This is a genomic window from Halovulum sp. GXIMD14794 (genome assembly GCF_054457455.1).
In genome coordinates, this window is sequence record NZ_JBTLNF010000010.1 from 58,540 (window position 1) to 80,872 (window position 22,333).

General features: G+C 64.6%; 18 protein-coding genes, 1 tRNA gene and 1 pseudogene. 15 read left to right on the forward strand and 5 right to left on the reverse strand.

All coding sequences use genetic code 11. From position 1 onward, the window contains the following. Positions 1-214: 214 nt before the first annotated feature. The 6 genes from choW (at position 215) to ACW9UR_RS22655 (ending at position 5,490) form a co-directional block, all read left to right on the forward strand. Positions 215-1,048 carry a choline ABC transporter permease subunit gene (gene choW, locus ACW9UR_RS22630; RefSeq protein ID WP_458919428.1) on the forward strand — a complete coding sequence of 278 codons (834 nt, stop codon included), beginning with the start codon at positions 215-217 and terminating at the stop codon, positions 1,046-1,048. Continuing rightward, entirely contained in the window at positions 1,045-1,455 is a 411-nt protein-coding gene (locus ACW9UR_RS22635; RefSeq protein ID WP_458919352.1) for a GFA family protein, read from the forward strand. The genes choW and ACW9UR_RS22635 overlap by 4 nt, the downstream gene beginning before the upstream one ends. After that, entirely contained in the window at positions 1,452-2,477 is a 1,026-nt protein-coding gene (gene choV, locus ACW9UR_RS22640) for a choline ABC transporter ATP-binding protein (RefSeq protein ID WP_458919353.1), read from the forward strand. The genes ACW9UR_RS22635 and choV overlap by 4 nt, the downstream gene beginning before the upstream one ends. A 63-nt stretch (positions 2,478-2,540) precedes the next feature. Next, the gene (locus tag ACW9UR_RS22645; protein ID WP_458919429.1) at positions 2,541-3,401 is read left to right on the forward strand and encodes a DMT family transporter; all 861 of its coding nucleotides are present in this window, start codon (positions 2,541-2,543) and stop codon (positions 3,399-3,401) included. A gap of 36 nt (positions 3,402-3,437) precedes the next feature. Further along, positions 3,438-3,511 (forward strand) — tRNA-Gly (locus ACW9UR_RS22650). A gap of 278 nt (positions 3,512-3,789) precedes the next feature. Further along, positions 3,790-5,490, forward strand: a complete 1,701-nt coding sequence (locus tag ACW9UR_RS22655) for an alpha/beta hydrolase (RefSeq protein ID WP_458919354.1) — start codon at positions 3,790-3,792, stop codon at positions 5,488-5,490. Positions 5,491-6,103: 613 nt separating this feature from the next. On the opposite strand, the gene ACW9UR_RS22660 is transcribed toward ACW9UR_RS22655, so the two are convergent. Beyond that, positions 6,104-6,340, reverse strand: a complete 237-nt coding sequence (locus ACW9UR_RS22660) for a hypothetical protein (RefSeq protein ID WP_458919355.1) — start codon at positions 6,338-6,340, stop codon at positions 6,104-6,106. A 148-nt stretch (positions 6,341-6,488) separates the two neighbouring features. Between ACW9UR_RS22660 and citF the strand changes: the two genes are divergently transcribed. The 9 genes and pseudogenes from citF (at position 6,489) to ACW9UR_RS22705 (ending at position 19,108) form a co-directional block, all read left to right on the forward strand. After that, positions 6,489-7,985 (forward strand): citrate lyase subunit alpha, encoded by a 1,497-nt coding sequence (citF, locus tag ACW9UR_RS22665; protein WP_458919356.1) that lies wholly within the window; start codon positions 6,489-6,491, stop codon positions 7,983-7,985. Positions 7,986-7,990: 5 nt separating this feature from the next. Next, entirely contained in the window at positions 7,991-9,496 is a 1,506-nt protein-coding gene (locus ACW9UR_RS22670) for a fumarate hydratase (protein ID WP_458919357.1), read from the forward strand. 383 nt (positions 9,497-9,879) lie between these two features. Further along, positions 9,880-10,911: a BMP family protein gene (locus tag ACW9UR_RS22675; protein WP_458919358.1), complete on the forward strand. Its 1,032-nt coding sequence runs from the start codon at positions 9,880-9,882 to the stop codon at positions 10,909-10,911. Continuing rightward, complete coding sequence (locus ACW9UR_RS22680; RefSeq protein ID WP_458919359.1) at positions 10,912-12,459, forward strand: ABC transporter ATP-binding protein; 1,548 nt, start codon at positions 10,912-10,914, stop codon at positions 12,457-12,459. Further along, positions 12,449-13,498: an ABC transporter permease gene (locus ACW9UR_RS22685; protein ID WP_458919360.1), complete on the forward strand. Its 1,050-nt coding sequence runs from the start codon at positions 12,449-12,451 to the stop codon at positions 13,496-13,498. The genes ACW9UR_RS22680 and ACW9UR_RS22685 overlap by 11 nt, the downstream gene beginning before the upstream one ends. 3 nt (positions 13,499-13,501) lie before the next feature. After that, positions 13,502-14,446: an ABC transporter permease gene (locus tag ACW9UR_RS22690; protein ID WP_458919361.1), complete on the forward strand. Its 945-nt coding sequence runs from the start codon at positions 13,502-13,504 to the stop codon at positions 14,444-14,446. Between the two features lie 82 nt (positions 14,447-14,528). Further along, positions 14,529-14,645, forward strand: a pseudogene (locus ACW9UR_RS22695) (IS3 family transposase); the annotation flags it as partial. A 672-nt stretch (positions 14,646-15,317) separates the two neighbouring features. Further along, on the forward strand, positions 15,318-17,108 hold the full coding sequence (locus ACW9UR_RS22700) for an ABC transporter transmembrane domain-containing protein (RefSeq protein ID WP_458919362.1): 1,791 nt from the start codon (positions 15,318-15,320) through the stop codon (positions 17,106-17,108). 101 nt (positions 17,109-17,209) lie between these two features. Further along, positions 17,210-19,108: an acyl-CoA synthetase gene (locus tag ACW9UR_RS22705; protein WP_458919363.1), complete on the forward strand. Its 1,899-nt coding sequence runs from the start codon at positions 17,210-17,212 to the stop codon at positions 19,106-19,108. Between the two features lie 25 nt (positions 19,109-19,133). Here ACW9UR_RS22705 and ACW9UR_RS22710 read toward each other — a convergent pair whose 3' ends face one another. The 4 genes from ACW9UR_RS22710 to ACW9UR_RS22725 form a co-directional block, all read right to left on the reverse strand. Continuing rightward, the gene (locus tag ACW9UR_RS22710) at positions 19,134-19,316 is read right to left on the reverse strand and encodes a hypothetical protein (protein ID WP_458919364.1); all 183 of its coding nucleotides are present in this window, start codon (positions 19,314-19,316) and stop codon (positions 19,134-19,136) included. Positions 19,317-19,440: 124 nt separating this feature from the next. Continuing rightward, on the reverse strand, positions 19,441-20,028 hold the full coding sequence (locus ACW9UR_RS22715; RefSeq protein WP_458919365.1) for a MarR family winged helix-turn-helix transcriptional regulator: 588 nt from the start codon (positions 20,026-20,028) through the stop codon (positions 19,441-19,443). A 110-nt stretch (positions 20,029-20,138) separates the two neighbouring features. Continuing rightward, positions 20,139-21,125 (reverse strand): polysaccharide pyruvyl transferase family protein, encoded by a 987-nt coding sequence (locus tag ACW9UR_RS22720; protein WP_458919366.1) that lies wholly within the window; start codon positions 21,123-21,125, stop codon positions 20,139-20,141. Then, positions 21,122-22,258 (reverse strand): glycosyltransferase, encoded by a 1,137-nt coding sequence (locus tag ACW9UR_RS22725; protein ID WP_458919367.1) that lies wholly within the window; start codon positions 22,256-22,258, stop codon positions 21,122-21,124. The genes ACW9UR_RS22720 and ACW9UR_RS22725 overlap by 4 nt, the downstream gene beginning before the upstream one ends. Positions 22,259-22,333: the final 75 nt, after the last annotated feature.

Genomic DNA, 22,333 nt, shown 5'->3' on the forward strand with positions numbered 1-22,333 from the left:
GAGCGAAGTCCTCTGAAGTCTGCTCGGTCTGGTCAGTAATCATCGATTCTCACCTGCAGATCAGTTTCATGGCTTGGGGGATTTGCGGCCAATGGCCCAAGTACAGGATGGCCAATGCCAAAATTCAAAAACCGCCATATGTCACTGATGCGGCCTTCACATCCGGTCGTGCAGCCGTCATGGTCGTCGTCCAAGGGAAGACGAGGGGGCGACACTGGACTGGCTGACTGAAAACAAGATCCCTGTAGGCGACGGTGCCGCCGCGGTCTTCGACTGGTTGCAGACCCATGGCGGCTGGTTCTTCGACGGGCTGGCCGATGCGCTCGAATCGCTGGTGGATGGTATCCTCTGGGTCCTGCAGTCGCCGCACCCGCTGCTGGTGATCGCCGCTTTCGTTGCGCTGACCTGGGCGGTGCAGCGCAACTGGCGCACCTGCCTGCTGGTTGCCGCCGGGTTCCTGTTCATCCTCAACCAGGATTACTGGGAGGAGACGACCGAAAGCCTGACCCTCGTGCTGTCGGCCTGCGTGATCTGCATGGCCATCGGGGTGCCCATCGGGATAGCGGCGGCGCACAGGCCGCGGCTGTACAAGAGCATGCGCCCGGTGCTGGACCTGATGCAGACGCTGCCGACCTTCGTCTACCTCATCCCGGCCATCGTGTTCTTCGGCATCGGAATGGTGCCGGGCCTGATCGCCACGGTGATCTTCGTACTGCCCGCGCCGATCCGGTTGACGCATCTGGGGATCAGCTCGACGCCCAAGCACCTGAAAGAGGCGGTCGAGGCTTTCGGCGCGACGCCCCGGCAGGCGCTCTGGAAGGTCGAACTGCCCTACGCCTTGCCGCAGATCATGGCGGGCCTGAACCAGACAATCATGCTGTCCCTGTCGATGGTTGTCATCGCCGCGCTGGTCGGGGCCGACGGCCTCGGCGTGCCGGTGGTCCGGGCGCTGAACCAGGTGAACACCTCGCTGGGCTTCGAGAGCGGCTTCATCATCGTCGTCGTCGCCATAATGCTGGACCGAATGCTGCGGATGGAGGGGAAATGAAGCTGAACGGCTCCTGCCATTGTGGCGCGGTGCGGTTCACCGCCGAGATTCCCGAAGGCCTGGCCAGCGCCCGCCGCTGCGACTGCTCGTTCTGCGCCATGCGCGGAGCAGTTGCCGTCACCGCGCCGCTGGATGGGCTGAAGGTCACGCAAGGCGCCGACAAGCTGACGCTCTACACGTTCAACACCGGTGTGGCGCAACATCATTTCTGCTCGGTTTGCGGGATCTATACGCACCACCGACGCCGCTCCAATCCCAACGAGTACGGCGTGAACCTCGCCTGCCTCGAGGGCCAGACACCCTTCCTTCCCGAGATCGATGTTGCGGACGGACGCCACCATCCCTCCGACGGCGGCGCTGACAGCGTCGCGGGCGTGCTGCGCTATACGCCCAAGGTGCCCGGATGACCGAGGCCGCCGTCACATTCGATAGGGTTTCAATCGTCTTCGGCGACGAGCCGGAGGCGGCGCTGCCGCTGATGGACAAGGGCTTCGAACGCGGCGAGATTCAGGAGCGCACAGGCCAGGTGCTTGGCGTCCACGATTGCTCGCTTCAGGTCGGGCGGGGCGAGATCGTCGTGCTCATGGGCCTTTCCGGCTCTGGCAAGTCGACCTTGCTACGCGCGGTCAACGGCCTGAACCCGGTTGCCCGCGGAAAGGTCACCGTGCGGGACGAGGGCTGGTCCTGCACCCCCGGCACCTGTCCGCCCGAAGACCTGCGTCGTTTGCGCCGCGAGTGCGTGGCGATGGTCTTCCAGCAGTTCGGCCTGCTGCCTTGGCGCAACGTGCGCGACAACGTCGTGCTGGGACTGGAACTCGCTGGTGTGTCGCGCGCCGAGCGCTATCGCCGCGCTGATGCACAGCTGGAAATGGTCGGCCTCGCCGACTGGGCCGAGCACAAGGTGGCCGAGCTGTCGGGCGGCATGCAGCAACGCGTCGGCCTAGCCCGGTCCTTCGCCACCGAAGCGCCGATCCTGCTGATGGACGAGCCGTTCTCGGCCCTGGATCCACTGATCCGTACCCGGCTTCAGGACGAGTTGATCGAGCTGCAGCAGAAGCTGAAACGCACGATCATCTTCGTAAGCCACGATCTCGACGAGGCGTTCAAACTGGGTGATCGTATCGCGATCATGGAGGGCGGTCGGATCGTCCAGTCCGGCACGCCGCAGCAGATCTATTCGGCGCCGGCCAGCGACTATGTCGCGGATTTCGTTGCCCACATGAACCCGCTCGGCGTTCTGACCGCTGCCGACGTGATGCAGCAGGCACAGGGCGACTGCTCCGACCAGGTGCCTGCCGAAATGCCGATCCGCGAGATGATGCAGCATTTCGTCGAGGGGCAGGGACCCCTCGGCGTTTTGCGCGACGGTAAGCTGGTCGGCATGGTCACCCGCGACGGAATCCTGCGTCGTCTGTCGCAGGGCGAATGACCGCCCCGTCGCCGAGCGTAACCGCGACCGCCCCCCCGCGCGTCGATCCTCGAGGGGATCTGCATCCGCCTGCTCGCCGCGTTCCTGATCACCGCCATGTCCGCCGTGGTGCACGCGGTCTCGGACGAGGTTCCACTGGGGCAGATCATCTTCTGGCGCTCCGCCGTCGCGTTGGTGCCGATCTGCGGCTACATGGCCCTGCGCCACCAGTTCCCGGCGGCGCTCGCCACCCGCAATCCCCGCCTGCACCTGACCCGGGGGCTGTTCGGCGCGCTTTCCATGGCGCTCTCCTTCGTTTCGCTGGCCTATCTGCCAGTCGCGAACGCACAAGCGCTGGCCTTTCTGGCCCCGGTACTGACCCTGCCGATGGCGGCGCTGATGCTGAAAGAGCGGCTTGCCCCGGCGGTGATGGCGGCTTCGGCGCTGGGCTTCGGCGGCATGATCGCAATGCTCTGGAGCGCCCTCGAGGCACCGGGGCAGGGCGCGCTGATCGGCATCGCGGCGGGCCTCGCCTATGCACTGACGATGGCGTTCGTGCGTGTTCATATCAAGGCGATGACCGCGACCGAGCCGCCCGCGACGATCGCTTTCTGGTTCGCGGTGATCTGCTCGGGCGTCGGGCTTGCTACGCTGCCGTTTGGCTGGGTGACACCGGATCTTCCGACGCTCTGCCTGTTGGTTGGGACCGGATTGCTGGGAGGGCTCGGCCATATCGCGGCGACCGAAGCGACGGCCCGTGCGCCGGTCTCGGTGCTTGCCCCGTTCGACTTTACCGGGCTAATCTGGGCGCTCGGCTTGGACATCCTGCTTTTCGCGGTAGTGCCTGGACCGCTCGCGTTGGCGGGTGTCGCCGCAATCACTTTGGCGGGAGTTATGGTCACGGTCGCCGGCGCGCGCCCCCTGCCGCTACGCACCGGGCCTTGACCCTGACCGGCGCTTGGCCTAGCAGTTTGCACCAGCGCGGGCATGGTGAAATGGTATCACACGAGCCTTCCAAGCTCTTGGTGCGGGTTCGATTCCCGCTGCCCGCTCCACCTTGACGCTGTAATTCCCGTAATTTTCTGGCGATAATCGTGCGCCTGGGTTTCCGGCCCCCAAAGTAGCCGCGCAAGCTGCCGGTGTCGGGATCTCCCCCGGCCTCTCCGAATATTCGGAGGAGAGTAGGCTATCGGGGCATGCCACGGCGTGTAACGGATGAGCGAAACATCTGCGGAAAATGTTGGCGTTTCAACTGTATCCGCATGGCGCTGGCACGCATATTATGGTGATCATCATAGTAGCGGGTGCCAGAACGAGAAACCGTGGGGGCGACATGATAGAATTGCGACGACGTTCGGCAATACAGGACACCGGCATCGTGCGTGTACGGGTGCTTGGGGTGGCCGTCCTCCCGCTACTGATGGGCCTCCTGTTCTTTGCAGCATCCCTGACCCCGTCCTTGATTCCACGCCCCTGGCTCTTGCAAGGCGTTCTGGCCGGTCTCGTTACCGGCATCGGTTACGCGATCGGTCAGCTCCTGAATACAGTTTGGCGAGGACTGGATCTGCCAACGCTGTCTGCGACAGCGGTTCGAAAGATGTGCGTGATCCTGGCCGTTCCGATTTTCGGGGTTCTGGCCTGGACGTTGCTGCACGCCGCAGAATGGCAGAACTCCATAAGAGTACGCTTCGGTATGGAGCCTCTGGAGGCCTTCAGCACCTTTGGTATCGTCGGAGTTGCCACCGCGGTCTTTCTCATTTGCGTCGCGATCGGTTGGACGGCGCAGTTGTTGTTCGACCGCATCAGGTACGCGCTCTACCGGATCATGCCGATGCGGACAGCAAATGTTCTGGGGCTGTGTCTCGCGATTTTTATCGGATTTGTCGTAACCCGCGATGGGGTGGTGCAATCCGGGTACGATCTCGCTGACAGATCCTATGCGGCAGCCCAGAAGCTGTTCGCCGACGCGCCGCCTGCGCCCCGCGATTCCAGACTTCCCGGGAGTCCCGATTCCCTGATCGACTGGGGCGCGATGGGACAACCGGGGCGGAACTTCATCATCGAAGGGCCGGACGCGCAGGCGATCTCGGCTTTCAGCGGTCGCCCTGCAAGGGATCCAATTCGGGTCTATGTGGGCCGCGCGCAGGCTGAATCGCCAGAAGCACGGGCAGAACTGGCGCTCGAGGAGTTACTGCGGCTTGGCGCCTTCGACCGAAAGATTCTGATCGTCGCGAGCCCGACAGGTACCGGATGGCTCGATCCAGGCGGGCACGAGCCTATGGAGTTCATGCATGATGGGGATGTGGCGACTGTGGCCGTCCAATATTCCTACCTTCAATCTCCGCTGGCGCTGATCTTCGAGACCCAGTCCGGTCTTGAGCAGGCAACCGCTACCATGCGGGCAATCTACGCATACTGGACCACGCTACCGCCGGAGACCCGGCCAAAGTTCTACATGCACGGAATCAGTCTAGGTGCCTGGTCGTCGATGTACTCATTCAACGTCTTCAGGGTGCTGAATGACCCCATCAATGGTGCGCTCTGGACAGGGCCACCTTTTCCATCGCGGCTCTGGAGGCAGGCCGTCGCCGCGCGCAGCCCGGACTCGCCCTATGTCCTGCCAGAAGTAGGAAACGGCGAATTGGTGCGGTTCGCCTCGCAATATGGCGGGCTGGAGCGCTCACCAGGGCCATGGGGACGGTTGCGCGTTGTGTACCTGCAGCACGCCTCCGATGCGATCGTGTTCTATGAGCCGGCCTCGCTCTGGCGGGCGCCGGAATGGATGAAGGAACCGCGGGCGCCGGATGTCTCGCCCGCTATGCGCTTCATCCCGGTGGTCACGCAGCTTCAACTGGCGCTCGACATGGCCCTGGCTTTGGGCGTGCCCGGAGGCTACGGCCACAACTACATCGCGGAGAACTACGTCGATCCCTGGGTGGCACTGACCGACCCGGAAGGATGGAGTGACAACGATAGCGCGCGATTGAAGGAATGGTGCGGTCAGGAATGGGGTCTGGGATGCCGCAGAGAATAATCTGGTGTTTTCAGAAGAACCTGGCGTGATGTGGGGTGGGGTGCAGGTTTGCGTTTGGCCATGACTGAACCCTGCCCATTCAAGCGCGTCAAGACGGGCTCCGAGATCAGCCGACCGATGGTAATGCGTAATTGGACGACCGCGGACGCTGCGGAGGTCTGGGGCTTTGTCAGTTGATTCTTCAAACTCATCCTCTTTACGAGACATTCTCGGAAGCGCACGCAAACTGGATTAGCTGTTGGTCGGATAGAACCCGATCCTATCGAAGGCGTGCAAGCCAATCCTGTTAGTGTACGCTCTGCCTCTAGGCTTCCACGCCGACCCCAAGGGGCTCCTTGGGGAATGAGCATCTCCTTGGGGCTGGCGAACCGTGTTGCTACAAACCGCCGGCTGCACTGATATCTTAATTCCGCGTCCGGTGGACTTTGACCGGATGGGCAAGGATTTTAGATTTCGTGCCATAACGAAGTCTTCGCCGCCCAAGCTGAAGAATATTTTACCCCTGCGGCGCTAGCTGAAGTGTTGCACGGGTTTAACTGCAAGCAGCGCGCCGGCATCACGGCGCAGATCCGCGAGTTCACCCAATTTCCGGTCTACTCAGACAGCTTGAGCTTCAGGCATAGCCGAGTTCCCCTGTGGTGTTCGTACCGATTACATCAAGATGTTGAAGTCGCTCGCCATGCTCGACGCGCATTTGGTTTCCAAGAACGACATTCTGCGCGGCCTGCTTGTCGCCGACGCTGACGTCGGGCTGAGCGACTTCAGCCGCCCAGAGCCGGGTACCGCCGTGAGAGTCTAGTGGATGATCGATTAGCAATATCCCACGATTGACAGGTCGTGAACCTGTCACGTTTGTTGTCCTACTCGCGCTGGACGGGAGCTATGGATAGCGCTGACTCATTCGCCGGCACGGTAGCGACCAATGGCGCTTTGCTCTTGGCTCAGAACGAGCGAGCTGGATACTTGAATCCCGTCTGCCCAATCTAGGAGTGATTGCGATGCTGGATCTGCCCCGAACGCTTGAGGGCTATGGCCCGATCCGCGCCTACTTCGGCACTCAAACTTCGGGAACCGCGAAACCTTCTCGCCATTCTAAGCTCCTGCCGAACCTCGACGCCGCCATCGACGCCTGCGGGTTGAAGGACGGCGCGACGGTGTCGTTCCATCATCACCTGCGGAATGGCGACGGGGTGCTGAACCTCGTGATGGAGGTCCTGGCTCGCCGGGGGCTGAAAAATCTGCACGTCGCCGCTACCTCGATCTTCCCGGTGCACGCACCCCTGGTCGAGCATATCCGCGATGGCACGGTCGGGCGGATCTCGACGAGCTTCATCTCCGGTCCGGTGGGAGAAGCCGTCGCGCGCGGCGCGCTTCTCGATCCGGTGGTACTGCGGACCCACGGGGGGCGCACCCGCGCGCTTGATAACGGCGAGTTCAAGATCGACGCGGCCTTTGTCGCCGCTCCAGCCGCGGACGATCTGGGCAACATCTCCGGGCGTGCCGGCAAGACCGCCTGCGGCGCACTCGGCTACCCCATGACTGACGTTGAGGTCGCGGCTCACGTTGTCGCGGTAACCGACACGCTGGTGCCATTTCCCGCGCAACAGATCGACATCTCTCATGAGAAGGTTGATTTCGTCGTGGCGGTCGACCGGATCGGCGATCAGGCTGGCATCGCCTCTGGAACGACAAGGCCGGCGGAAGATCCGGCCAGCCTTGCCATCGGGGAGCGCGCGGCCAAGGTCATCTCTGCAAGCGGGCTGCTAGAGGATGGCTTCTCGTTCCAGACCGGCGCGGGCGGGGTGTCGCTGGCCACCGCGGCGGCGGTTGGCCGGGAAATGGCCGCGCGGCGCGTGACCGGCAGCTTCGCTTCGGGGGGCATCACCGGCTTTCACGTCGAGATGCTGAATGCCGGGCTGTTCCGGACGCTGATGGACGTCCAATGCTTCGACCTGACGGCAGTGAAATCTTATCAGACAGATCTCCGCCACCAGGCCATGTCGGCGGCGACCTATGCCGGCCCACACGTCGGAGGAGCCGTGGTGGACCGGCTCGATGCGGTAGTTCTGGGCGCGACCGAGGTCGATCTCGGGTTCAATGTTAACGTTACTACCAAGGCAGGTGGCGCGATCGTTGGCGGCTCGGGCGGGCATGCCGACACCGCAGCGGGCGCCCGACTCACCGTCGTCACCACGCGGCTCACTGCCGGCGGTTACGCAAAGATCGTGCCCGAGGTGGGTACCCTGACGACACCAGGCGCAACGGTCGACGTTGTAGTCACCGACGCTGGTATCGCAGTAAATCCCTTGCGCGCTGACTTGGCCGAGCGGGTGCGAGCGGCAGGGTTGCCGGTGCTGGAGATCGAAGCGCTGGTAGCGCAGGCGGAGAAAGCCGCGAGGCGTCCCACACCGGTCCGCGCCACTGGACGCGTGGTCGCGGTGTCCGAGTATCGCGATGGCAGCGTGACGGACGTGGTGCGTCAGATCGAGGAGTGAGCCCGATGGCTGTAATCCGGGAAGCCGACCTTATTCTGTCCATCACCGATGCACTACAATACGTTTCTTACTACCACCCACCCGACTTCATCCGGGCTATGGCGGCGGCGTGGGAGCTAGAGGAGAGCCCTGGTGCGAAGGATGCGATGGCGCAGATCCTCGTGAACTCGCGGATGGCTGCGCTGGGCCGCCGGCCGATCTGCCAGGATACCGGCACTGCAATCGTATTCATCAGGATCGGCCACCGCGCGCGGCTCGATCTGTCGCGGCCGCTGCAGGAGGTCGTCGACGAGGCGACGCGGCGGGCCTACCTGCTCGACAGCAATCCGCTGCGCGCCTCGGTTGTCGTGGACCCGCTGGGAGAGCGCACGAACACCGGCGACAACACCCCGGCGATGCTTACGGTCGAGATCGGCAAGGGCGACACAGTCGAGGTGCATGTCTCGGCCAAGGGCGGCGGCTCAGAGAACAAGGCGAAGTTCGCTGTGCTGAACCCCTCCGACTCGCTCGCCGACTGGGTGGTGCAGACGGTCGAGACGCTGGGCGCCGGCTGGTGCCCGCCCGGCATTCTCGGCATTGGCGTCGGGGGCTCGGCAGACAAGGCGATGGTGCTGGCCAAGAAGGCGCTGAACGAACCCATCGACATGCCGGAGTTGCGCCGTCGGGGTCCGCAGAACCGCACCGAGGAGCTTCGCCTGGAAATTCACGACCGCGTAAATGCTTTGGGTATCGGCGCGCAAGGACTCGGCGGGCTGACCACGGTCCTCGACGTTAAGATCGCCAGTTTCCCGACGCACGCGGCCAGCCTGCCGGTGGGGCTGATCCCCAACTGCGCCTCCACCCGGCATGTCCACTTCACGCTGGACGGATCTGGCCCGGCAAGGCTTGACCCGCCGGACCTTTCCGATTGGCCCGAGATCGTACTCGATCACGCTCACGCCAATACGCGCAGGATTGATCTGGATGCGCTCACCGAAGATGTTATCGCCTCTCTGACGCCCGGCGAAACGCTGCTGCTGAACGGCACACTCTACACCGGCCGCGATGCAGCCCATAAACGCATGGTGGCCCTGCTCGACAAGGGCGAGCCACTTCCTGTCGACTTGAAGAACCGCGCGATCTACTACGTTGGTCCGGTCGACCCAGTGGGCGACGAGGTCATCGGACCCGCTGGTCCCACCACGGCCACGCGGATGGACAAGTTCACCGACCGCATCCTACGCGACACTGGACTGAAGCTGATGATCGGCAAGGCTGAGCGCGGGCCCGCCACGTTAGAGGCAATCGCACGGCACCGGGCGGCCTACCTGATCGCAGTCGGTGGCGCAGCGTACCTTGTGTCCAAGGCGATCCGCGAGGCTAGGCCCGTGGCGTTTCAGGATCTGGGGATGGAAGCGATTTACCGGCTGCAGGTCGAGGATATGCCCGTTACTGTCGCCGTCGATGTTCAGGGCAATTCGATCCATACGACGGGCCCGGCGCAGTGGCGACGACCCGCAGTTTCTGGCTGAGAACGGGTTATGGCGTTGGCGCTGCTGCGAAAAAGTCCCCTTCCGTTTGTCTTTGCGAAAGGGATCTATGGCGGTGCCATCCCTCGATCATCGCAGGTGGAAACGTTCTTTCTGGTCGAGCCAATCTCCAGATCTTTCGAGTCGCCGCTCTAGTCGAGTGGTGGTCACGCAGAGCGTGTCTGAGTAACAGGGCTTCTTGCGCGCTCTGCGGTGCATCTCTCTTTGCACAGGTTTCGGGCAGGGCATCGTATTTTGCATAACTTCTCGCCTATCCAATCTGGTCTTCATAGGACGCTTAACCTTCTATTGGAAAATAGCCGGGTTACCTTTACCGTTTGGTCAAACAATCGAGGCAAGCCTCGCTCATCAGGGGGACCAATTCCATGACAAGAACCTGCAATACCGGCCAGCACGCCCTTTCCCGTCGGCGTTTCCTCGGCACGACCGCCGGCACTGCGCTTTTCGTTGCGGCGGGCGCGGCGGGAGTTCTTAAGGCGGCAGAGCCGCTCAAGGTCGCGGGCATCTATACCGTGCCGGTGGAACAGCAGTGGGTCAGCCGCATCCACAAAGCCGCTGGTATCGCGCAGGAGCGCGGCGACATCGAGTACGTGTTCTCCGAGAACGTCTCGAACACCGACTACGCCCGCGTCATGCGTGAATATGCCGAGCAAGGTTATCAGTTGATCATCGGCGAGGTCTTCGCGGTCGAGCAGGAGGCGCGCGAGGTGGCCGCCGAGTATCCCGATATCGCGTTCCTGATGGGTTCCAGCTTCAAGCCGGACGACGCTCTGCCCAACTTCGCCGTGTTCGACAACTACATTCAGGATGCCTCGTATCTGAGCGGTATCATCGCGGGTGCGATGACCGAAACAGGCAACATTGGCATGGTCGGCGGTTTCCCCATCCCCGAGGTCAACCGCCTGATGCACGCCTTCATGGCGGGCGCGCGCGAGATGAACCCGGACATCACCTTCCAGGTCAGCTTCATCGGCAGTTGGTTCGATCCGCCCAAGGCCAAGGAAACGGCGTTTGCGATGATCGAGAACGGCGCCGACATGCTTTATGCGGAACGTTTCGGCGTCTCGGACGCGGCACAGGAGAAGGGCATCCTTGCCATCGGCAACGTGATCGACACACAGGCCGATTACCCCGAGACCGTCGTGGCCTCGGCCATCTGGCATTTCGAGCCTACGCTGGACAAAGCGATCGCCGAGGTCAACGCCGGCACCTTCACCGCCGCCGACTACGGGGTCTATTCCTTCATGAAGGAGGGCGGCGCGTCGCTGGCCCCTCTGGGGACGTTCGAAGGAAAGGTCCCGCAAGAGGCGATGGACCTCGTCAAACAACGGACCGACGAGATCATGTCCGGCACGTTCGTGGTCGAGATCAACGACGAAGAACCCAAGTCGTCGTAAATGGCTGGCGCAGAGGCGGCGCAGGTCGTCCTGCGTCTCGATTCCATCACCAAGCGGTTCGGTAAGCTGGTCGCGAATGACGCGGTCAGCTTGTCGCTCCGTGAGGGCGAGGTGATAGCTCTTCTCGGCGAGAATGGCGCGGGGAAGACCACGCTGATGAACATCCTTTTCGGCCAGTACACGGCGGACGAGGGGACGGTCGAAGTCTTCGGTCACCAACTGCCGCCGGGCAACCCGCGCGCCGCGCTCGATGCCGGCGTCGGCATGGTGCACCAGCATTTCACGCTGGCCGACAACATGACCGTTCTCGAGAACGTCATTCTCGGCACTCAGCCGCTGCTGTCCCCGAAGTTGAACCGGAGTGCGGCGCGGTCGAAGCTCGAGAAGCTGGCCTCGGATTTCGGCCTGCAGGTCCACCCCGATGCGAAGGTCGGCAGCCTGACGGTGGGCGAGCGTCAGCGGGTCGAGATCCTCAAGGCGCTTTACCGCGATGCCCGGATCCTGATCCTGGACGAGCCGACCGCCGTGCTGACCCCGCAGGAAACCGAGGACCTGTTCGCCACCCTGCGCAAGGCGATCGCGCTTGGCCTGTCTGTGGTGTTCATCTCGCACAAGCTGCACGAGGTCATGGCGATCTCGGACCGGGTGCTGATCCTGCGGCACGGTCGTCTGGTCGCCGAACGGCCGATCGCAGAGGTGGACAAGGAAACTCTGGCCGCGCTCATGGTCGGGGCCGAGGTGTCGGCGCCCAAGGTGGCCCCGGGCAGGCCTGGCGATGTGCTCATGCGCCTGCACGAGGTCACGACGCCCGCGCGGGGGAATGCCCCGGGGCTCAGCCGGGTTTCCCTATCGCTGCACGCTGGGCAGATCGTGGGGCTTGCAGGCGTTTCCGGCAACGGACAGGGGGCGCTGGCCGATCTGATCGGCGGGCTGATCGCTCCGGCCACGGGGCGGCTGGAACTGGACGGCGCGCAACTTGAAAGCTGGTCCCCGCGCGAGGCGGTGCAGTCGGGCATCGCCCGCATCCCCGAGGACCGCCACAAGACCGGCACCATCGCAGAATTCGACCTGACCGAAAACGCGATCCTGGAAACCTATGCCCAGCCCCCCTACAGCCGGTCGGGGCTGATGAACTGGCGTCAGGCCGAGGCGTTCACGCGCGAGATCATCGAAACCTATGACGTGCGCTGCCCCGGGCCGGGCACGCGCATCCGGCTGCTGTCGGGCGGGAACATGCAGAAATTGATCCTAGGCCGCGTACTCGAGGCCGATCCGCGCATCATCCTGGCCAACCAGCCGGTACGCGGTCTGGATATCGGCGCGGTCAACTATGTGCACTCGCAACTTCTGGCCGCACGCGACCGGGGAGCCGCGGTGCTGCTGATCTCGGAGGACCTCGACGAGATCATGGCGCTGTCGGACGTGATCCATGTCATCTCGGAGGGGCGGTTATCGCCGGGGTTTGCGCGTGGGACGGCGAAGCCAGCCGAACTGGGCGCATGGATGGCGGGCCAAGGGTTCGAAGAGGAAACCGTTCATGCGTCTTGAGCCAGTCGCCAACACCTCTCTCTGGCGCACGACCGTACCGCCCGCGATAGCCATCGGATCGACCGTGGTGATCGCCTCGCTGCTGGCGATGGCGGCAGGGGCCAATCCGTTTTCGGTGCTCGGGCTGATCATCAAGGGCGCGTTCGGGTCGAAATTCGCGCTTCTTGAAACGCTCAACCGGGCGACGCCGCTGATCTTCACCGGGCTTGCGGTGGCCGTCGCCTTCCGCGCGCGCCTTTGGAACATCGGCGCCGAGGCGCAGCTATACGCGGGCGCTCTGGTCACCGTCGTTTTGGGCACCGGCATGTTGCAGTGGGGCGCACTTGCCCTGCTGCCCACCCTGGCGATCGCGTCGATGCTTGCGGGTGCGCTGGTGCTGCTGGTGCCGGCGCTTCTGAAAGTGCGCTTCGGCGTGGACGAGGTGGTGACGACGCTGTTGTTCAACTTCATTTTCCTGCTTTTCGTCTCGATGCTGCTGGAAGGGCCGCTGAAGGATCCGATGGGCATGGGATGGCCCAAGTCGGAGCGCCTGGTGGACGCGGCGCGGCTGCCGCGCATCGTCGAGGGGCTGCGCCTGCACTGGGGCTTTGCGCTGGCGCTGATCGCGGCGGTCGTGGTGTGGGTGATCGAACGGCGCACGACGCTGGGCTACGAGATGCGTGCCGTGGGCCTGAACCGCGAGGCTGCAGGCTTTGCCGGGATTCCGGTGAACCGCGTGCTGATAAAGACGGCACTGCTTTCGGGGGGCCTGGCGGCGCTTGCGGGGTTTTCCGAGGTCGCGGGGCTCAAGGGTAACCTGACGCTCGATCTCAGCCCCGGCTACGGCTACACCGGCATCATCGTGGCGATGCTGGCGCTTCTCAACCCGCTGGCAGTGGTCGCGGCTGCCCTGTTCGTCGCAGGAATTTTCGTGGGGGCGGACAGCATGAGCCGCGCGGTCGGGGTGCCCAGCTACCTTGCCGACATCATGCTGGCCACGGCGCTTCTGTTGATGGTGCTGGCGATCCTGCTGACCCGGTTCCGCGTGGCGAGGGAGTAGGCGATGGACATCTTCGAGATCCTGCTCTCGGCCAGCTTCTGGACCGCCGCGATCCGCATCGCCAGCCCGCTGATCTTCGCCACCCTGGGCGAGCTTATCTGCGAACGCGCCGGCGTACTGAACCTGGGGATCGAAGGGATCATGGTCGCCGGGGCCTTCGCGGGCTGGATGGCAGTCTATTCCGGCACGGACCTGTGGACAGGCGTGGCAGTCGCCATGGCGGTGGGGATGCTGTTTGGGCTGATCCACAGCGTTCTGACGGTGCCGTTCGGCCTGTCGCAGCATGTTGTCGGGCTTGGCGTCACGCTCCTGGCGACCTCGTTGACGTACTACGCCTATCGCCTTGCGCTGCCCGAGGTGACGAGCCCGCCCAAGATCGAGGCTTTCCGGCCGCTCGAAATCCCGCTGCTGTCCGATATTCCCCTGATCGGCCCGGCGCTGTTCGCGCAAACGCCGCTGACCTACCTGGCCTTCATCCTGGTCGGTGTCGTGGCGGTGGTGCTTTATCGCACGCCGCTTGGCCTTGCGCTGCGCGCCGCCGGAGAGAACCCCTCGGCCGTGGCGGCACAGGGCCTGTCGGTCACCGGCATCCGGATGGGCGCGGTGATCGTGGGCAGCGGGCTGATGGCAGTGGGCGGTGCGTTCCTGACCATGTCGGCCTTTGACAGCTTCTTCTTCGAGATGGTCAACGGGCGCGGCTGGATCTGCATAGCGCTTGTGGTGTTCGGCGCGTGGAAACCCGGCAAGGCGCTTCTGGGCGCAATCCTGTTCGCCGCTTTCGACGCGCTTCAGATCCGGGTCCAGCAGACGCCGATTGGCGCCGATATCCCCTATCAGGTGTTCCTGATGATGCCCTATTTCCTGTCGATCCTTGCACTCATCGTCATGTCGCGGCGGGCCGAGGTGCCTGCCGCGCTGATGGTGCCGTTCAATAAGGGGGAACGCTGATATTTGATCTGATGCTCAGGGGGGACATTGCCCGATAGACGCCGCGCCGACATCAGGTTTGAGTGGGACTGAGCCTCTCCCAATCGTCATCGAGGGCTCACGACGCCACTGTCATACAAAGCGACGGCACAGCGCCCTCGGATACCGGCCACCAGCATCGGAAAGCATAGTCTCCGTAGCCCGTGGGCGAGGCATGCACGAATCTTCAAACTGGACCAGTCAGATTGGGCGGGTCGCTGCCATTGTCCGGATTGGGACGATTCGAGCGTCGTGACCCAGCATGACGTAGCAGCACTTCCTGCACATGCCTCTCCGCGTTCGGGTCGCGACCTTGCGCCAGTCCTGTCGCCGAGGTGTCCGCAGATCTGCGGGCGTCGGCGAGCGAGACAAGCGATAGGAGCCAGACTCGATCTCCGGGCGCTTACCCAAATGAGAGTAGCGCCAGATCCACTTCTCGCCGCTCCCCTTCGTCTGGCGCATGAGACCACCTCCACATTGGAGTGTGCTGTCCGGAGAGCTGTTTCGCGAAGTTCCTGAGCTTGTGCATAGGGGTGTTCGATCTGTTTCCGCAGGGGGCGAAGTCGATCCTGAAGGTTTTCTTCCTGTCTAGGGCTATCAGCCCCCCAAAGGAATGCACCAGAATCACAGGCAGGGTCGAGCTTCCACAAGAGGAGGTGGCCCGGCATAACGTTTAGATTGCTGAGAAAGTAATGAATGTTGCCGTGCTGAGGTACTATTGGGTGCTGCGTACTTCTTTCGCCTCGCGCTGCCCGCTCCACTTTCCCGAATTGATAGCGCACCTTGCCGCACCCGCTTGCCCTGACTTGGCCAGCCGCCTAATCAGGGGCGGATCCATACCAAGCGGGGCCGCATGGCTGACAGCGAAGTGAAGACTGCGTCGGAAGAACGCGCGAAATCAAAGCGGGTGAGCGCGCTGGGGGGACTCGCTCCGTTCATCTATCCCTACCGCAAGCTCGCCGCACTGGCAGTGCTGGCACTGGTCTGCACCGCCGGACTGTCGTTGGCGCTGCCGCTGGCCGTGCGCCGGGTGATCGACGGGTTCAACGAGGACCTGGCGATGATGGACGCTTATTTCGGCGCTGCCGTGGGCCTCGCGGCGCTCCTCGCGCTGGGCACGGCGGTCCGCTACTACTTCGTCACCCGGCTGGGCGAGCGGGTCGTCGCCGATATCCGGCTGGCCGTTTATCACCGTGTCATCGGCATGAGCCCCGCTTTCTTCGAGCGGGTGATGACCGGAGAGGTGCTCTCGCGCCTGACCACGGACACGACGTTGATCCTGTCGGTGATCGGTTCGTCGATTTCGGTCGCCATGCGGATGGCGCTGACGCTGCTCGGCGGCATCGTGCTGATGCTGATCACCTCGGCCAAGCTGACCGGGCTGGTGCTGCTGCTGGTCCCGGTCGCGGTTCTGCCGATCATCCTGCTGGGCCGCCGCCTCAGGGTCTTGAGCCGCCAGAGCCAGGACCGGATCGCCGACAGCTCGGCCCAGGCGTCCGAGACGCTGCTCGCCGCGCAGACCGTGCAGGCCTATACCAACGAGACCGCCAGCCGGCAGGCGTTCGGCTCGCTGACTGAAAGCGCCTTCAGCACGGCGCTGCAGCGGATCCGCACCCGCTCGTTCATGAACGCCATCGTGATCTTCTTCGTCTTCACCGGCGTTGTGGGCGTGCTCTGGATCGGCGCCCGCGATGTGCGCGCCGGAGAGATGAGCGCGGGACAGCTGGTCCAGTTCGTGATCTATTCGGTGATGGTCGCGGGGGCGGTCGGCTCGCTGTCTGAAATCTGGGGCGAGGTGCAGCGCGCGGCCGGGGCGACCGAGCGGCTGGTGGAGCTTCTGAACCTGCGCGACGCCATCGTCGACCCGGAGAACCCGCAGCAGCTGCCGCAGCCCGTGCGCGGCCGGATCGCCTTCGAGAACGTCCGTTTCCACTACCCGGCGCGTCCGACCATCGCGGCGCTCGAGGATTTCTCGCTGACCGTCAATCCGGGCGAGACTGTCGCGCTGGTCGGCCCCTCCGGCGCGGGCAAGACGACCGTGTTCCAGCTGTTGATGCGGTTCTTCGATCCCGATACCGGGCAGGCGACGCTGGACGGCACACCCATCGACGCGCTCGCCCGGGAGGATCTTCGCCGCCAGTTCGCGCTCGTCCCGCAGGAGCCGGTGATCTTCGCAGCCTCGGCGCGCGAGAACATCCGCTTCGGGCGGCCCGACGCAACCGACGCCGAGGTCGAGGCCGCCGCTCGTGCCGCCGCCGCACACGAATTCCTCACCGCGCTGCCCGAGGGCTACGACACCTATGTCGGCGAGCGCGGCGTGATGCTCTCGGGTGGGCAGAAGCAGCGGATCGCCATCGCCCGCGCGATCCTGCGAGATGCGCCTGTGCTGCTGCTGGATGAAGCGACCTCGGCACTGGACGCGCAGTCCGAGCGGCTGGTGCAGCAGGCGGTCGAGGACCTGTCGCGCGATCGCACCACGCTGGTCATCGCGCACCGGCTGGCGACCGTAAAGAAAGCTGACCGTATCGTCGTGATGGAGGGCGGGCGCATCGTCGCCGAGGGCACCCACGAAGCCCTGGTCGCGCAGGATGGGCTTTACGCCCGGCTCGCCCGGTTGCAGTTTACCGACGGGCAAGCGGCGTAACCCACCCGCCGTGGCGTCATGCTTGCACGGTGGGATTGCGCACCGCATCCTAAGCGCGCGCACCCGGAAGAGGTGCCGGGATAACCCTTTGGGAGGACATGTTGGCCAAGGTCGTCACACTCGCCGACAAGATCGCGATCGAGCAGGAAATGCCCTACGAGCAGCGGATGACCGCGCGCTCGCTCTACGAGATGCTGTGCCAGACCGCCGACAAGTTCGGTGAGCGACCCGCGCTCAGCTTCCAGATCAAGTCCGGCCCGAAGGACAAGAAAGAGACCCTCAACTGGGATCAGCTGCGCGGCAAGGTTACACAGACCGCCAACCTCTTCCGCCGCATCGGCATCGGCGACGGTGACGTGGTCGCCTATGTGCTGCCGAACTGCAACGAGACTGTCACCGCAATGCTCGCCGGGGCGACCGCCGGGATCGTGAACCCGGTGAACCCGCTACTCGAGGCCGAGCAGATCGCTGCCATCCTGCGCGAGACCGGCGCAAAGGCCGTGGTGACGCTCGCCCCGTTTCCCAAGACCGACGTGAACGAGAAAGTCTCGCGCGCCGTTGCGATGGCGCCGGACGTCCACACGGTTCTCGAGGTCGACCTCGCGCACTACCTGTCGCCGCCGATCCGCTGGCTGGTGCCGCTGCTGCGCCCCGCCGCGAAGCGCGATCACAAGGCCAATGTGATGGATTTCAACCTGTCCGTCGCAGGCGAGCCCTCGGACAAGCTGACATTCGCGGAACCGCTGGATGATCGCGTCTGCGCCTATTTTCACACGGGCGGGACCACGGGTATGCCCAAGGTCGCGCAGCACCGCGCGTCGGGGATACTCTATAACGGGTGGTGCGGGCAGTCCTACATGTTCACCGAGCAGGACGTTCTGCTGTGCCCGCTGCCCATGTTTCACGTTTTTGCTGCGTACCCGGTTCTGATGAGTTGCCTCGTTTCCGGCGCGCAGATGGTCATGCCGACCCCGGCGGGCTATCGCGGCGACGGGGTGATGGACAACTTCTGGAAGCTGGTCGAACGCTACCGCGCCACCTTCATGATCACTGTGCCGACGGCGGCCTCGGCGCTGATGCAGCGCAAGGTGGATGCGGACGTTTCGTCCTTGCGTCTGGCGGTCAGCGGCTCGGCCCCCATGCCGCTGGAGCTGTTCAAGCGCTTCGAAGAGGCGGTGGGCGTCAAGATCCTCGAGGGCTACGGCATGACCGAGGCGACTTGCCTCGTTTCGATCAATCCGCCGCACGGCGAGCGCAAGGTCGGCTCGGTCGGCCTGCCGTTCCCCTATACCGAGGTGAAGATCCTGTCCTGCGACAAGGAGGGCGGGGTGATCCACGAATGCGGCGTCGACGAAGTCGGCGAGATCTGCATCGCCAATCCAGGTGTCTTTACTGGCAGCACCTATACCGAGGAAGACAAGAACCACGGCCTCTTCGCGCATGACATCTACCTGCGTACCGGGGACCTGGGCCGGATCGACGCGGACGGCTACATCTGGATCACCGGGCGGGCGAAGGATCTTATTATCAGGGGCGGCCACAACGTCGATCCGGCGATGATCGAAGAGGCGATGATGAAGCACCCCGACGTCGCCTTTGCCGGGGCAATCGGGCAACCGGACGCGCATGCGGGCGAGGTGCCCGCCGTCTACGTGGAACTGCGGGATGGGGCGGGGCCCGACGATGACGGGCTCATCGCCCACGCCCGCGAGCACATCGGCGAGCGCGCCGCCTATCCGAAACATCTCGAAGTGCTGCCAGAGCTTCCCAAGACCGCCGTCGGCAAGGTCTTCAAGCCGGAGTTGCGCAAGCTCGCGATCACCCGCGTCTATGGCAAGGCCCTGGCAGATGCCGGGATCGGCGCCGAGGTAGATCATGTCTACGAGGACAAAAAGCTGGGCCTTGTGGCCGGGCTGAAGCGTTTGGACGCGGACGTCACCGACCAGCAGGTGACCGGCGTTCTGGGCAGGTTCTCGGGTCCGTGGGCCTGGGTGGAGTAGATCGGAAAGTTAGCGCCGCGTCGGATCAGTGCCGTCGCGGCCCGTGCGGGGCGCCCCGGTGCTGCAGGGGCCGGCGCTCGGCCATGGCCAGATGCAGCCGCGCGTCAGCCAGCACTTCGGTCACTGCAGAGAGTTCCTCGACAGCTGCATAATCCTGCAGGGCTTCGAGGATATCGGCCAGTTCCTGCCTGGATTTCGGCGCGTACATCGGCAGATCTCCGTTGATGCCGGTTTAGGTCGGGGGCGGTTCCCCCCGACCTAACGCGCTTCCCGTTCAGCGGAAAGCGCCGGCACTCGGAGTGGTTAAGCGCGGGTGAAGCCGCGCGAACCGGTCAGCGCGGAAGCGGCGCGGTCTCGACCGTGACCAGCGCACGGCGCAGCAATTCGCCCAGCTCGCGCATCTCGCTCTCGTTCAGCCCGTCCGAGAGCAGTTCCTCGGCGGGCGCCTGCGCCTCGCGAAGCGCGGCTTCGGCCGCCTCGATGCCCGCGTCGGTCAGGCAGGTCAGGGCGCTGCGGCCGTCGGTGGGGCTGGGCGCACGCTCGATCAGGCCGCGGTCCTTCAAGCGGTGCATGATCTTGGTCAGACCGCCCGGGGTGATGTTCAGCGAGCGGCACAGTGCCGTCGGAGTCATCGCGTGCGGTGCGGGTTCGCTGCGCAGGCGGATCAGCAGATCGTAGTCGCCGGCGGCAAGGTCGAACTCCGCGCGGGCCTGACCGCGCACACGGCTCTGCAGCCCTTCGGCCAGACGCACGAGGCGCAGCAGAACATCGGACGGCAGCGAGGCGGCCGCGGGCCAGGTCTCGCGTCTGCCGCTCAGCAGCGCTTCGGTATCGCGCCGAGTCTGTACGGCCGGCCCGGTGGCCGGGGTCGCGTTCTGGAAACTGGCTTCGGTTTCGCTCTTCATGGTGCTGTCGTCCACTTCTGCCCGCCCGACGGTCTGGTTATAGTCAAGTGATAATCGGCACCTTTGCCCGCCGGATGGCGAGGGCACCGAGCGGCCACCTAATCAAAAGAACGCTGGCAAGCAAGTCACGCGTGACTTTTACCTTGGGGAAACTTCGGGTGTTCACCGGTTTGTGAAACGGCCAGGTCCGCCAGTGGATTGCCCGCGGAAAGGATCGTATCGGCAGCGCGCGCGGCGCAGGCTGCGGCCATGTCGCGGGCCTCGTCGGTCCGGCACCAGGCCAGTTGTTCGTCCATCCAGGCCTCGTTGGCCTTGTCCAGCGTTGCGACGACCGGCCAGCCGACCGAGGCCGCCTGTGCCGTCAGCTTGCCGCCGCCCTCGATCCCGTCGACGGCGATCGCGGGAACCCCGGCGCGCAGCGAAAAGACCAACCCGTGCAGACGGTTGGTCAGCAGCACCTCGCAGCGGCTGATGGCTGCCAGCAGGTCGCGCGAGCCGGTCAGCCCTGTCGCGTTTCGCTCTGGTGGCCAGCGGGTGTCGATGTCGAGCCGGGCCAACCCGTTCCGTGCGATCGCCGCGTCGATCACCCGCGCAGCGTCGGCCAGCCTCTCGCGCGCGCCATACTCCTTCTGCCGCTCGATCACGCAGCGGCCGACGACCGGCGGCGCATCGTAGGGCGCGAGAAAAGCGAGGTCCGGCCGCGTGGCGCGGTCCGAGTCGCGCTCGATCAGGTGATCGAACGGGTTCCACTCGTCGAGGGGGGCGATCATCGTCAGGTTGACGCCGATCCAGGTGCAGTGCCCGAAGCGGGCAGGGGTCACGCCCTGCTTGTCCAGGTACTCTTTCCAGCAGGGTCCGCAGACGATCAACAGATGCGAGTATTCGCCCGGATGCACCCGGCGTAGGTGCAGCGCGCCGGGGATCGCTTCGGCGACTGGCTTCGCAAAGGCGGCGGTGTCGTGGGGCAGGCCAATTTGGTGCAGCCATCGCGTCACCACGTCCAGGCATTCCGTATCGCCCATGGTAGAGAAGAAGCCCAGCACCAGCGCGCGAGGGCGGGCCGGCGTCTCGAACGGACCACGGGTCCGGAGCCGTTCCAGCAGTTTCCTCATCGCGCGCCTCCGTCCTCGACCGACAGGCCCATGATATCGCGCAATCGCCCGATGGTGTGTTCCAAGGAGAACTGCCGGATTGCCCGTTCACGCCCGGCGGCGCCCATCGCCTCGGCGCGGGCCGGATCGGCCAGAAGGTCGGCCATCGCCTGCGCGGTACCGGAGAGGTCATGCTCGGGTACGAGGATCCCGTGCGTGCCGCTTTCCACAGCTTCGGGAATGCCGCTGTGCTGCGTCGAGATCACCGGCAACGCTGCATTCATCGCCTCGAGGATCGATACCGGCAGCCCTTCGGTATCGCCGTTCGGTGCGGTCACCGAGTGCAGCACGAATACCGAGGCGCGGCGTAGCAAGTCCAGCACCTCGTCGTGGGTCAGGAACCCGGAAAGGCGGATGCGGTCCTCAAGGCCGTGCCGCGCGATGGCCTTCTCGCATTTCTCGCGCAGCGGCCCGTCGCCGATGATATCAAGGCGCGCGTGCGGGAAGTCGGCGGCGATGCTCGCGAAGGCGTCGATGGTCAGCAGCGGCGACTTCTTGTCGACCAGCCGTCCGACCGAAAGGATCCGCCCCGGCTCGTCACGCGGGGCAGGCGGTTCGGTGATACGGACGCCGCAAGGCACGACATGGGTCTTCTCGCGTGGGCAGCCCATCTCGACCAGCGCGCGGCGCAGGAAATCCGACGGCGCGATGATCGCCTTGGCCTGATCGAACAGGCCGCGATACGCCCGCCGGATCCAGAACTTGCGAACCCCGCGCGAGACGTCGCGGCCGTGGAAATGAACATGGAGCGGTACGTCCGCGTCCGAAGCCGATCCGCGCAGCGCGACACCGGTGCCGCCGAACTCGGTCATCAACCGGGTTACCCCCGATTCGCGCAGCACTTTTGCAACCGCGCGCCGGTCCGAGGGTCCCAAGGGGCCGAACAGGTCGCGCACCAGCCCGCGACGCGGCACGGGTATGCGGGCGCGGGGCAGGTCGATGGCGGTCTCTTCGCCATCCCAGCTCAGGCACAGGGTCCGGTCTGGCGCGATCAGCGTCGCGTGATGTCGCACGAAGGTTTCCGAAGGCTTCGAGAAGCTCGACGAGGCGATCGCCAGCACAAGGTTCCGCTTGGTCGTTTCCGGATCGAACATGGCAATGCCCCGCGCGCTGCTGCTCAGCGCACGTAGCCTTTCGAACCGTTTCGGGCAAGACTGCGCGAAGCGCCG